This is a genomic window from Variovorax sp. GW821-FHT09B05 (assembly GCF_059418265.1).
This window is the reverse complement of the sequence record NZ_JBWKPN010000015.1, coordinates 107,248-119,302: the sequence shown is the minus strand read 5'-3', so window position 1 is coordinate 119,302 and position 12,055 is coordinate 107,248. Positions and strand designations below refer to the sequence as shown.

Below are 12,055 nucleotides of genomic sequence, written 5' to 3'. Positions count from 1 at the left end.
GGACGACGCGGCCTCCGCTGGCACGGCGCGCGCCTACCGCGCGGCAGAATGGCCGGCTGGACCGATGAATCACGAGCCCGACTTCCTGCAGAACCTGCGCGCCGAGTTTTCGGGCTGGCGCCTGTGGATCGACCGCGCCATCGTGCTCGGCTACGCGGTGCTCGCGGGCCTGTTCGTGGTGGGCTTCACGCACGCGGCCGAATGGGCCTTCGCGCTGTTCGAGGGCCTGTTCCGGCGCCATCCCTGGGCCGTGCTGCTGTGGACGCCGGCGCTCACGGCCGCCATCGTCTGGGCCACGCGGCGCTGGTTCCCGGGCGCGGCGGGCTCGGGCATCCCGCAGATCAAGGCCGCGCTCGACCCCGAGCTGCCGTCGGAGCGGCGCGGGCTGTTCGCCTCGCTGCGGCTGACGCTGGCCAAGATCGGGCTCGGCGCCGCGGGCTTCGCGGCCGGCCTGTCGGTGGGGCGCGAAGGGCCGTCGGTGCAGGTGGCGGCCGGCGTGATGCAGCACGCGAAGCGCTGGCTGTCGCCCGGCAGCACCATCGACATGCGCGCGCTGCTGGTGGCCGGCGGCGCGGCGGGCATCGCGGCCGCGTTCAACGCGCCGCTCGCGGGCGTGGTGTTCGCCATCGAGGAGCTGTCGGGCCGGCTCGAGGCACGCGCCAGCGGCGTGATCATCACCGGCATCGTGCTCGCCGGCCTGGTGGCGGTGTCGGCCTTCGGCAACCTCAGCTATTTCGGCGTGATCCGCGTGCCGCACCTGGACTGGAGCCTGCTCGGCCCGGGCCTGGCCGTGGCGCTGCTCAGTGGCGTGGCGGGCGGTCTGTTCGCGCGCCTGCTGATCGCCTCGCTGACCGGCGCACCGCAGCGCCTGAACCACTGGCGCCGGCGTTATCCGGTGCGCTTCGCGGCCGCCTGCGGGCTGGCCGTGGCCGTCATCGGGCTGGCCACGGGCGGCGTCACCTACGGCGCGGGCTCGGAGGCGGTCAAGCGGATGCTGCATGGCGAGGCCCCGCTCTCGCCGCTCTACACGCTGCTGAAGTTCATCGCCACCTGGCTCACGGCCTGGAGCGGCGCGCCCGGCGGCATCTTCGCGCCCTCGCTGTCGATCGGCGCCGGCATCGGCGACGCCATCGCGCGGCTCGCGAGCCCCGAGTTCGGGCCGGCGCTGATCGCGCTCGGCATGGCCGGCTTCCTGGCCGCGGTCACGCAGGCGCCGCTGACGGCCTTCATCATCGTGATGGAGATGGTCGACGGCCATGCCATGGTGCTGAGCCTGATGGCCTCGGCCATGCTCGCGAGCCTGGTCTCGCGCATGATCAGCCGCCCGCTCTACGAGACGCTGGCCGAGCACATGGTGGGCGTGGCGACCGGGCGGCTCGCGGCGCAGCCGCAGGAGCCCGTCGCCCGCGAAGAACCGCCCCGCTCGCCATGACATCCCGGGCGGTCTATCATGTCCGGTTGCCCTCGGACGATCGCCCCTTGAATTCAAAAGCCACCGAAGACACTGCGCAAGCAGAAGCTGAAGTCGAACGCGAAAGCGAGCGCGACGCCCAACGCGAAGCGTACCTGGGCGCCGTGCTCGCCCAGCAGCGCATCAGCATCCGCGGCGCGCGCACCCACAACCTCAAGAACGTCGACCTCGACATCCCGCGCAACAAGCTGGTGGTGATCACCGGCCTGTCGGGCTCGGGCAAGTCGAGCCTGGCCTTCGACACGCTCTATGCCGAGGGCCAGCGGCGCTACGTCGAGAGCCTGTCGGCCTATGCGCGGCAGTTCCTGCAGCTGATGGACAAGCCCGACGTCGACGTGATCGAGGGCCTGTCGCCCGCGATCAGCATCGAGCAGAAGGCCACCAGCCACAACCCGCGCTCCACCGTGGGCACGGTGACCGAGATCCACGACTACCTGCGCCTGCTCTACGCGCGCGCGGGCACGCCCTTCTGCCCCGATCACCACCTGCCGCTGCAGGCGCAGACCGTCTCGCAGATGGTCGATGCGACCCTGGGCCTGGGCGAGGAACCGCGGCTGATGATCCTCGCGCCGGTGGCGCGCGAGAAGAAGGGCGAGTTCGTCGAGCTGTTCGCCGAGATGCAGGCCGCGGGCTACATCCGCTTTCGCGTCGATGGCCAGACCTACGAATACAACGACCTGCCCAAGCTCAAGAAGACCGAGAAGCACGACATCGACGTGGTGATCGACCGGCTGCGCGCGCGCCCCGACATGCAGCAGCGCCTGGCCGAGAGCTTCGAGGCCGCGCTGCGCCTGGCCGAGGGCCGCGCGCTGGTGCTCGAGCTCGGCGGCGAGGGTCAGCCCGACCGCGAGCACCTGTTCAACGCCAAGTTCTCCTGCCCGATCTGCCACTACTCGCTGGCCGAGCTCGAGCCGCGGCTGTTCTCGTTCAACTCGCCCGTGGGCGCCTGCCCGAGTTGCGACGGCCTGGGCCACAGCGAGGTGTTCGACGCGGCGCGAGTCGTGGCCTTCCCCTCGCTGTCGCTGGCCAGCGGCGCGATCAAGGGCTGGGACCGCCGCAACGGCTACTACTTCAGCATGATCGAGAGCGTCGCGAAGCACTACAAGTTCGACGTCGACGCGCCCTTCGAATCGCTGCCGGCCTCGGTGCAGCAGGTGCTGCTGCACGGCTCGGCGGGCGAGGAGATCAAGTTCAACTACACCATGGAGTCGGGCAACTTCGCGGGCAAGAAGCTCACGAAGAAGCATCCCTTCGAGGGGATCATCCCGAACATGGCGCGGCGCTACCGCGAGACCGACTCGGTGATGGTGCGCGAGGACCTCGCGCGCTACCGCAGCTTCCAGCCCTGCCCCGAATGCGGCGGCTCGCGGCTGCGGCGCGAGGCGCGCAACGTGTTCCTGGTCGACGAGTCGGCACGCCCGGCCGATGGCGGCGAGCCGCCGCGCATGGCGATCTTCGAATTGAGCCGCCTGACCCTGCGCGACAGCCTCTCGTGGTTCCAGCGCCTGCAGCTGCGCGGCGCCAAGGCCGAGATCGCCGACAAGGTGGTGCGCGAGATCGGCCTGCGCCTCAAGTTCCTCAACGACGTGGGCCTCAACTACCTGAGCCTGGACCGCAGCGCCGAGACGCTGTCGGGCGGCGAAGCGCAGCGCATCCGCCTCGCCTCGCAGATCGGCTCGGGCCTGACCGGCGTGATGTACGTGCTCGACGAGCCCAGCATCGGCCTGCACCAGCGCGACAACGATCGCCTGATCGGCACCCTCAAGCATCTGCGCGACATCGGCAACAGCGTGATCGTGGTCGAGCACGACGAGGACATGATCCACGCCGCCGACCACGTGATCGACATGGGCCCGGGCGCCGGCGTGCACGGCGGCCGCGTGATGGCGCAGGGCAGCTTCGCGCAGGTGGCGGCCAACCCCGAGTCACTGACCGGCCAGTACCTGTCGGGCGCGAAGAAGATCGAGGTGCCGAAGCGCCGCACGCCCTGGCTGCCGGTGGTGAAGAAGGAAGTGCCGGCCGAGCCGCGCAAGGCCTCGCGCTTTCCGCAGAGCCCCGCGGCCGAGCGCCGCGCCGCGCGCGAGGCCGCGCACCTCGCCTCGCAGACCGAGCTGCAGGAGATCCGCGTGGTCGGCGCCACCGGCAACAACCTCAAGAACGTGAGCGTGGCCTTTCCGGTCGGCCTGCTGACCTGCGTCACCGGCGTCTCGGGCTCGGGCAAGTCCACGCTGGTCAACGACACGCTCTACAGCGCCGTCGCGCGCACCCTCTACCGCGCCCACGAGGAGCCCGCGCCGCACGAGGCGGTCGAAGGCATCGAGTACTTCGACAAGGTCATCAACGTCGACCAGAGCCCGATCGGCCGCACGCCGCGCAGCAACCCGGCCACCTACACGGGCCTGTTCACGCCGATCCGCGAGCTGATGGCCGAGACCAACACCGCGCGCGAGCGCGGCTACGGGCCGGGCCGCTTCAGCTTCAACGTGGCGGGCGGGCGCTGCGAGGCCTGCCAGGGCGACGGCGTGGTGAAGGTCGAGATGCACTTCCTGCCCGACGTCTACGTGCCCTGCGAGGTCTGCCACGGCCAGCGCTACAACCGCGAGACGCTCGAGGTCCAGTACAAGGGCCGCAACATCGCGCAGATCCTCGACATGACGGTCGAGGTCGCGCACGAGTTCCTGAAGGCCGTGCCGACCATCGAGCGCAAGCTGCGCACCCTGCTCGACGTGGGCCTCAGCTACATCAAGCTAGGCCAGTCGGCCACCACGCTGTCGGGCGGCGAGGCGCAGCGCGTGAAGCTCGCGCTCGAGCTCAGCAAGCGCGACACCGGCCGCACGCTCTACATCCTCGACGAGCCGACCACCGGCCTGCACTTCGCCGACATCGAGCTGCTGCTCAAGGTGCTGCATCAGCTGCGCGACGCGGGCAACACCATCGTCGTGATCGAGCACAACCTCGACGTCATCAAGACCGCCGACTGGCTGATCGACATGGGCCCCGAGGGCGGCGCCGGCGGCGGCACGGTGGTGGGCGCGGGCACGCCGGAGGACCTGGCGGCGAACGAGGCGAGCCATACGGGGCATTACCTCAAGCGGCTGCTGCCGGGCTGATACGAAGGGCTCCGGGAGCCCCTTCGCCTCTTCGTCGCCTACTCGCTCAGCAGGCCACGTTGCCCGTTGTCGAACCAGGCCGAATCGAAGCCATCGGCCAGCAGGATCGGCTGCACGGCACAGGTGCCCGCCGCATTCAGCCTGCGAAGGTACTTCACCAGCGTATGCGCATCCTCGGTGAGGATGTGCGTCAGCGATTCGCAGATGGCCTGGGCGATCAGCTTGATGTCGTCCTTGACGGCGCTTCGATCGTCCGCGGCGTCCCGTGCCAACCCGCGCATCAGCAAGCCCGCGGTCATCGCGTGGTCGATGTTGAACGGGAGCACCTCGAAGTTGCGCAACGGCAGATCGGTCACGGCCTGCTTGACCTGGAACTCCGATGCGGCGATGGCCGAGAGGTACAGCGGCACGCCGCGTTTGAGCGCTTCGCGCAGATAGCCGACCGCCGCCGGATGATGCGCGCGTGCCGGATCGGCAAGCGAGATCAGGTAGCTCGTGTCGAGCAGGATGGCGCTCACGCCTTGCTTCCCCGCAACTCGTCGACCCACGTACCGGCATCGGGCACATCGCGCCATGCCTTCGCCCCCCGCTGGGTGAGGCGATCGAGCTCCTTCTCATCGAGCCGGCTTTCGTGCTCGACGAATTCGAGCAGCCTCGCGTTCCGGTACTCGCGCGTCATGACGTTGTATTCGGCGACGATCCGGATCATGGCGGGCTTGTAGAGACGGTTGACCTTCTCGTCCCGCAGCATCTCGCGGGCCGCATCGACCAGCAGCGTCTTGCCGTCCGGCAGGCGAATGTGGGCATTGGGTTTGGTGTGCCCGCCCATGTCCTCGATCTCGCCGCGCACATAGCGCTCGACGCGCACCCATTGGTCCGCGTCGTCGGCCCTGAAGTCCGATTCGCTGTCGATCACGATGGCGGCGGAGAGGAAATCCGCCGCGATGCTCACGCGCCAGCCACGGCCGCCGCGCGCACTCTTCTGCCAGCGCTCGACCACGGCGCGGCGCTTCGCCGCGATGCCTTCCATCTGCTGGCTGCCCGCGAGTCTTCGCAGGTCGTTTATCAGCACCGGGTTGGCCATCGGTGCCGTGCGAATGGCCAGCGAACCTTTCTCGACGGAGACATCCAGCGCACTGGTGTCGACATCATTGCCATCGCCGCGCAGGAACTCGTCGACGTCCCTGGCAAAGCCGCGCAGCACGGACAGCGGCACCCGCTCCGGCGAGATTTCGTATCCGGCCGACTCGTCGTGCAAAGCTATCAGCAAGGCTTGCGCTTCCATCGGGCCATTCTAGGTGTCGAGGTCATTTCGTTGTAGAGGAGGCCCGCTGCATCTTCCTCGGCCCCAGGCACAAAACCACGGTCCGCGCCACAATCGCGCCCCATGCCTTCCTTCACCCCGCGCCAGTTCGTCATCCTCGTCCTGCTGACCCTTGCCTGGGGCCTCAACTGGCCGGTGATGAAGCTCGGCGTGGCGGACTATCCGCCGCTGGCCTTCCGCGCGATCTCGATCTGGCTCGGGCTGCCGGTGCTGGGCCTGGCGCTGGCGTGGATGAAGGTGCCGTTCCGCGTGCCGCGCGGCGCCTGGCCCGAGCTGCTGTGGCTGGGCGCCACCAACATGTTCGTCTGGCACGCCTGCATCATCCTCGCGGTGAAGGCGCTGTCGGGCGGGCGCGCGGCCATCCTCGGCTACACCATGCCGGTGTTCTCGGCCGTGATCGGCGCGCTGCTGTTCTCGGCCGCGCTCTCGCGCCGTGCCTGGACCGGCGTGGGCGCCTGCGCGATCGGCGTGGGCCTGCTGCTGTGGCACGAGCTCACCGACCTCGCGGGGCGGCCCGGCTATGTCGCGCTCGCACTCGTGGCCGCTGCCACCTGGGCGCTGGGCACGCAGCTGCTGCGCCACACGCGCATCGGGCTGCCGACGCTCACGCTCTCGTTCTGGATGACGGCGCTCACCGCGGTGGTGATGACGGTGCTGTCGGCGCTGTTCGAGCGCGACCAGTGGCGCTGGCCCGGCAGCGTGACCTGGGGCGCGATCCTCTACAACGCGGTGCTGATCTTCGGCTTCGCGCACGCGGCGTGGTTCTATCTCGCGCGCGGGCTGCCGCCCGTGGCGTCCACGCTCAGCGTGATGTTCATCCCGGTGCTCGGCGTGTTCAGCGGCGCGGTGTGGCTCGGCGAGGCGGTGCACTGGCAGGACTGGGTGGCGGTGGCGCTGATGATGGTGGCGATCGCGTCGGTGCTGTGGCCCTCGCGCGCCGCGCGGACCTGAGCCGCCGCTGCCGCGCGCGCATGACCCGCGAGGTCATGGACCCGGCGCAGTCGATGCAGGACAGTACGTCCAGGCATCAACCACTGGAGAAAGCACCATGAACGGCTTCAACATCCTCCCCCTCGCGGTCGCCCTGCTGATCGGCATCGCGGCACTGGGCTCGTGCATCGGCATCGCGCTGGTCGGGCAGAAGTTCCTCGAAGGAACGACGCGCCAGCCCGAGATGGTCGACACGCTGCAGACCAAGTTCTTCCTGGTCGCGGGCGTGACCGACGGGGCCTTCATCATCGCCACCGGCATCGGCCTGTGGTTCGCGACCGCCAGCCCCTTCGGCTGATCGACGCAAAAGAAGCGGCGCACCACGCAGGCGCCGCGCCCTCTTCGAGGGCATCAGAAGCGGCATCGATCCGGGTCGATGCCGCTTCTTTTTTTGGGGACATCGGGGCCGCGCACGTGCCGGCCACTGGCACCATTCGTGCTAGCACCGTTGACACCGAATTGTTTACGGCTAAAGTATTTAGCTATCAACGGTTCGACGCCGTTTCACCCCCATCCCTGCCGGAGAATCCGATGAGCCAACCGTCCCCGAAATCGTCCGCGCTGCCGCGCACCCTGCTTTCGCTGCTGCTGTGCGGCGCCGCGGCCTCGGCCATGGCCGCGCCGGTCAAGGTCGGCCTGGCGCTCGACATCTCGGGCCCGTTCGCGGCGCTGGGCGCGGAGGCGCGCGACGGCTTCGCGCTCGGCATCAAGCAGCTGGGCGGCAAGCTCGGCGGGCAGGAGGTGGAGTTCGTGCAGGCCGACATGGCCGGCAGCCCCGACCAGGCCAAGCAGCTGGTCGACCGCATGATCCAGCGCGACAAGATCGACATCTTCAGCGGCCCGATCGGCTCCAACGTGGCGCTGGCCGTCGGCCCGACGCTGTTCAACGCCAAGGTGCCCTACCTCTCGGCCAATGCCGGCCCGAGCCAGTTCGCGGGCGCGCAGTGCAATGCCTACTTCTTCGGCACCGCCTACCAGAACGACCAGTTCCACGAGGCCGCCGGCAAGTTCGCGCAGGACCGCGCCTTCAAGAAGATCGTGCTGATCGCGCCCAACTATCCCGCGGGCAAGGACGCGCTCGGCGGCTTCAAGCGCCAGTTCAAGGGCCAGGTGGCCGACGAGCTCTACACCAAGCTCGGCCAGATCGACTACGCGGCCGAGCTCGCGCAGCTGCGCGCCTCCAAGCCCGACTCGATCTACTTCTTCCTGCCCGGCGCGATGGGCATCAACTTCATCAAGCAGTTCGTGGGCGCCGGCCTGTCGAAGGACATCACGCTGGTCACCAGCGGCTTCTCGGCCGACGAGGACGTGATCGGCGCCGTGGGCGAGCCGATGCTGGGCCTGTTCAACACCTCGCACTGGGCGCACGACCTCGACAACGCCGCCAACAAGGCCTTCGTGGCCGCGTTCCGCAAGGAGTACAACGGCCGCTACCCGTCGGTCTACGCCGCGCAGGCCTACGACGCCATCCTCGCGATGGACGCCGCCGTGAAGCAGGCCGGCGGCAACGCGCAGAACCGCGAGGCCGTGATCGCGGCGCTCAAGAAGGCCAACTACGCCTCGACGCGCGGCACCTTCAAGTACGCCAACAACCACTACCCCATCGAGAACTTCTACCTGCGCGTGATCGGCAAGGATGCGCAGGGCAAGGTCACGAACAAGCTGATCAACACCGTCCTCACCAATTACGGCGACAGCTACGCCGACAAGTGCCCGATGAAGTGATCGGCGAGCCGGCTCGGCCTTCCGAATTTCCGCACGCCGGGGACGCGAGATTCGCGCGCCCCTGGCGTACGGCCATCCGCATTCCTTCTTCCTCCCCATGACTCCCATCCTCGTTCTCGAGCAGCTGCTCAACGGCCTCGGCTACGGCCTGATGCTGTTCCTGCTGGCCGCGGGCCTCACGCTGGTGTTCGGCATCATGGACGTGCTGAACCTCGCGCACGGTTCGCTGTTCATGGCCGGCGCCTATGTCGCGGCCGAGGCGCACACGCGCACCGGCTCGTTCGCCGCGGCCATCGTCGTCGCGGTGGCGGTCACCGTGGTGGTGGCGCTGCTGCTCGAGGTGCTGCTGATGCGCCGCCTCTACACGCGCGACCACCTCGCGCAGGTGCTCGCGACCTTCGGCGTGATCCTGGTGGCCGACGACCTGGTCAAGATGATCTGGGGTCCGTCGCCGGTGATGGCACCGACGCCCGCCGCGCTCTCGGGCCCGGTCGAGCTGATGGACGGCCTGCCCTATCCCTCGTACCGGCTGGTGATCCTGGTCGGCGGCATGCTGGTCGCGCTGGCGCTCTACCTGCTGGTGAACCACACGCGCATCGGCATGCGGGTGCGCGCGGGCGCTTCCGACCGGCCGATGGCCGAACTGATGGGCGTGCGCGTGGGCCGCATCTTCAACGGCGTGTTCCTGCTCGGCGCGGCACTCGCCGCGCTGGCCGGCGCGCTGATGGGCCCGATCGTCGCGGTGCAGGTCGGCATGGGCGAACAGATCCTGATCCCGGCGCTGGTGGTGCTGGTGATCGGCGGCATCGGCTCGGTGCGCGGCGCCTTCGTGGCCGCGCTGCTGGTGGGCATCGTCGACACCATCGGCCGCGCCTTCGTGCCCATGCTGCTGCGCGCCACGCTGCCGCCGGCCACCGCGGCCGACCTCGGTCCGCTGGTGGCAGAGGTGGCGATGTACGCGCTGATGGTGGCGGTCCTTCTCTTCAGGCCCTCGGGCCTCTTCTCGGCACGCGCATGAAAACCCGTCACATCGGCCTCGGGCTGCTCCTGCTGCTGCTCGCCGCCTTTCCCCTGATCGCACCGCTGTTCGGCTTCGAGTTCTACATCGGCTTCGTGCGCCGCGTGCTGATCGTCGCGCTGGCCGCGGCCAGCCTCAACTTCATCCTCGGCTTCGGCGGCATGGTCGCGCTCGGCCATGCGGGCTTCATCGGCGTGGGTGCCTACACGGTGGTGGCGCTCAGCGATGCCGGCACGACCTCGGCCTGGGTGCTGTGGCCCGCGGCCGTGGTGGTGGCCGGCCTGGCCGCCGCGCTGATCGGCACGGTGGCGCTGCGCACGCGTGGGGTCTACTTCATCATGACCACGCTGGCCTTCGCGCAGATGCTGTATTTCGTCGCGGTCTCGCTGCGCAAGTACGGCGGCGACGACGGCTACACGCTGATGAGCCGCCCCACCCTGCTGCCGGGCCTCGACCTCGGCAACGAGAGCAACTTCTACTGGGTGGTGCTCGCGCTGGTGGCGCTCGCGCTGTGGTGGCTGCAGCGCGCCACGCAGTCGCGCTTCGGCCATGCGCTGATGGGCATCCGCGACAACGAGACGCGCATGCGCGCGCTCGGCTACCCGGTGTTCCGGCTGCAGCTCGCGGCCTTCGCGATCGCGGGCGCCATCGCCGGCCTGGCGGGCGCGCTGCTCGCGGGCGGCAACGGCTTCGTGAGCCCGGCCACCATGCACTGGACGCAGTCGGCCACGCTGCTGGTGATGGTGGTGATCGGCGGCCTCGGCCGCAGCTGGGGCGGGCCGGTGGGTGCCGCCGTGTGGCTGCTGCTCGAGGAGGCGCTCAAGCAGCACACCGAACACTGGCACATGCCGCTGGGCCTGCTGCTGATCGCCGTCGCCCTGTGGGCGCCCAAGGGACTGGCCGCGCTGTCGCGCCGCCGCGCACCGCTTGCAAAGGCCACGCCATGAGCCTGTTCAGGATCGAAGGACTGGTCAAGCGCTTCGGCGGCCTGCTGGCGACCGACCATGTGAGCCTCACCGTGGAGCGCGGCGAAGTGCATGCGCTGATCGGCCCCAACGGCGCGGGCAAGACCACGCTGGTGAACCTCATCACCGGCCTGCTCAAGGCCGATGCGGGCCGCATCCTGCTCGACGAGAAGGACATCACCGGCTTCAAGGACCACCAGCGCGTGGCCGCGGGCATGTCGCGCTGCTTCCAGGTCACGCGCGTGTTCGCCAAGGACACGGTGCACGACAACCTGATGCTGGCCGCGCAGGCGCACGCGGGCAGCAGCCTGCGCTTCCTCGCGCCGCGCTCGCGCGAGAAGGACCTGGCCGACCGCGCCGCCGCGCTGGCCGAGCGCGTGGGCCTGGCGCGCGAGCGCGACCGCATCGCCGGCACGCTGCCGCACGGCGCGCAGCGCGCGCTCGACGTGGCGCTGGCGCTCGCGGCCGAACCCAAGCTGCTGCTGCTCGACGAGCCGATGGCCGGCATGGGCCCCGACGAGTCGGCGCGCATGGTGGACCTGATCGAGTCGCTGCGCGCCTCGATGGCGATCCTGCTGATCGAGCACGACATGGACGCCGTGTTCCGCCTCGCCAGCCGGCTCACGGTGCTGGTGCAGGGCCGCGTGCTGATGAGCGGCACGGCCGACGAGGTGCGCGGGCATCCCGACGTGCAGGCGGTCTACCTGGGCACCGAAGCGGAAGGTCACGCATGAGTTCGACGACATTGCTCGAGGCGCAGGCCATCGAAGCCGGTTATGGCGCAAGCCAGGTGCTGTTCGGCATCGACCTGCGCATCGGCGCGGGCGAGGTGCTCGCGCTGCTGGGCCGCAACGGCATGGGCAAGAGCACCCTGCTCAAGGTCATCACCGGCATGCTCGCGCCGATGCGCGGCGAGCTGCGCTTCGGCGGCGCGGCCATCGGCGGCCACAAGCCCGACGCCATCGCGCGCCGCGGCGTGGCCATCGTGCCCGAGGGCCGGCACGTGTTCCCCAATCTCAGCGTCGACGAGCACCTGCGCGCCTTCGCGCGCCCGCGCCCCGGCAGCGCGCCGCGCTGGACCGTCGAGGCGCTCTACGGCCTGTTCCCGCGCCTCGCGGAGCGCAAGGCCAACGCGGGCAACCAGCTCTCGGGCGGCGAGCAGCAGATGCTGGCGATCGCGCGCGCGCTGTCCACGCATCCGCGCCTCTTGATCCTCGACGAGGCCACCGAAGGCCTGGCGCCGGTGATCCGCGAGGAGATCTGGCATTGCATCGCCACGCTCAAGTCCGAGGGCGAGGCGATCCTGGTGGTCGACAAGTACGTGCAGCGCCTGCTGCCGCTGGCCGACCGGCACGTGATCCTCGAGCGCGGGCGCGTGGTGTGGCAGGGCGACTCGGCCGCGCTCGATGCCGACCGCTCGCTGTGGACGCGCTACCTGGGCGTGTAGGCGGC

The 12,055-nt window shown here is 69.6% G+C and carries 11 protein-coding genes; 9 read left to right on the top strand and 2 right to left on the bottom strand.

The features are described from left to right. Positions 1–64: 64 nt before the first annotated feature. Complete coding sequence (locus tag AC07RM_RS31420; RefSeq protein WP_495336991.1) at positions 65–1,432, top strand: chloride channel protein; 1,368 nt, start codon at positions 65–67, stop codon at positions 1,430–1,432. Between the two features lie 47 nt (positions 1,433–1,479). Then, positions 1,480–4,581, top strand: a complete 3,102-nt coding sequence (gene uvrA, locus AC07RM_RS31415; RefSeq protein WP_495336990.1) for an excinuclease ABC subunit UvrA — start codon at positions 1,480–1,482, stop codon at positions 4,579–4,581. 38 nt (positions 4,582–4,619) lie between these two features. Here uvrA and AC07RM_RS31410 read toward each other — a convergent pair whose 3' ends face one another. After that, positions 4,620–5,099 carry a type II toxin-antitoxin system VapC family toxin gene (locus AC07RM_RS31410; RefSeq protein ID WP_395349814.1) on the bottom strand — a complete coding sequence of 160 codons (480 nt, stop codon included), beginning with the start codon at positions 5,097–5,099 and terminating at the stop codon, positions 4,620–4,622. Next, positions 5,096–5,866, bottom strand: a complete 771-nt coding sequence (locus AC07RM_RS31405; RefSeq protein WP_495336989.1) for a hypothetical protein — start codon at positions 5,864–5,866, stop codon at positions 5,096–5,098. The genes AC07RM_RS31410 and AC07RM_RS31405 overlap by 4 nt, the downstream gene beginning before the upstream one ends. 102 nt (positions 5,867–5,968) lie before the next feature. Here AC07RM_RS31405 and AC07RM_RS31400 point away from each other — a divergent pair, with 102 nt between their 5' ends. From AC07RM_RS31400 to AC07RM_RS31370, 7 genes are all read left to right on the top strand, one after another. Then, entirely contained in the window at positions 5,969–6,856 is an 888-nt protein-coding gene (locus AC07RM_RS31400; protein ID WP_209542914.1) for a DMT family transporter, read from the top strand. A 97-nt stretch (positions 6,857–6,953) separates the two neighbouring features. Further along, positions 6,954–7,193 carry a F0F1 ATP synthase subunit C gene (atpE, locus tag AC07RM_RS31395; protein WP_057594681.1) on the top strand — a complete coding sequence of 80 codons (240 nt, stop codon included), beginning with the start codon at positions 6,954–6,956 and terminating at the stop codon, positions 7,191–7,193. A 233-nt stretch (positions 7,194–7,426) separates the two neighbouring features. Next, entirely contained in the window at positions 7,427–8,620 is a 1,194-nt protein-coding gene (locus AC07RM_RS31390; protein WP_296797118.1) for an ABC transporter substrate-binding protein, read from the top strand. Between the two features lie 97 nt (positions 8,621–8,717). Continuing rightward, a complete protein-coding gene (locus AC07RM_RS31385; RefSeq protein WP_495336988.1) occupies positions 8,718–9,638 on the top strand; it encodes a branched-chain amino acid ABC transporter permease in 921 nt (306 codons plus the stop codon). Next, positions 9,635–10,585 carry a branched-chain amino acid ABC transporter permease gene (locus AC07RM_RS31380; protein ID WP_209542916.1) on the top strand — a complete coding sequence of 317 codons (951 nt, stop codon included), beginning with the start codon at positions 9,635–9,637 and terminating at the stop codon, positions 10,583–10,585. Before AC07RM_RS31385 ends, AC07RM_RS31380 begins: the two co-directional genes overlap by 4 nt. Beyond that, positions 10,582–11,337, top strand: coding sequence for an ABC transporter ATP-binding protein (locus AC07RM_RS31375; protein ID WP_057594685.1), 756 nt, complete (start codon positions 10,582–10,584; stop codon positions 11,335–11,337). The genes AC07RM_RS31380 and AC07RM_RS31375 overlap by 4 nt, the downstream gene beginning before the upstream one ends. Then, positions 11,334–12,050, top strand: a complete 717-nt coding sequence (locus tag AC07RM_RS31370) for an ABC transporter ATP-binding protein (protein ID WP_281078207.1) — start codon at positions 11,334–11,336, stop codon at positions 12,048–12,050. Before AC07RM_RS31375 ends, AC07RM_RS31370 begins: the two co-directional genes overlap by 4 nt. Positions 12,051–12,055: the final 5 nt, after the last annotated feature.

Bases quoted from the DNA above. Each gene is read 5' to 3' on its own strand.
- AC07RM_RS31420 (WP_495336991.1), top strand. From the start codon at position 65: ATGAATCACGAGCCCGACTTCCTGCAGAACCTGCGCGCCGAGTTTTCG.
- AC07RM_RS31405 (WP_495336989.1), bottom strand. From the start codon at position 5,866: ATGGAAGCGCAAGCCTTGCTGATAGCTTTGCACGACGAGTCGGCCGGA.
- AC07RM_RS31400 (WP_209542914.1), top strand. From the start codon at position 5,969: ATGCCTTCCTTCACCCCGCGCCAGTTCGTCATCCTCGTCCTGCTGACC.
- atpE (WP_057594681.1), top strand. From the start codon at position 6,954: ATGAACGGCTTCAACATCCTCCCCCTCGCGGTCGCCCTGCTGATCGGC.
- AC07RM_RS31390 (WP_296797118.1), top strand. From the start codon at position 7,427: ATGAGCCAACCGTCCCCGAAATCGTCCGCGCTGCCGCGCACCCTGCTT.
- AC07RM_RS31385 (WP_495336988.1), top strand. From the start codon at position 8,718: ATGACTCCCATCCTCGTTCTCGAGCAGCTGCTCAACGGCCTCGGCTAC.
- AC07RM_RS31380 (WP_209542916.1), top strand. From the start codon at position 9,635: ATGAAAACCCGTCACATCGGCCTCGGGCTGCTCCTGCTGCTGCTCGCC.
- AC07RM_RS31375 (WP_057594685.1), top strand. From the start codon at position 10,582: ATGAGCCTGTTCAGGATCGAAGGACTGGTCAAGCGCTTCGGCGGCCTG.
- AC07RM_RS31370 (WP_281078207.1), top strand. From the start codon at position 11,334: ATGAGTTCGACGACATTGCTCGAGGCGCAGGCCATCGAAGCCGGTTAT.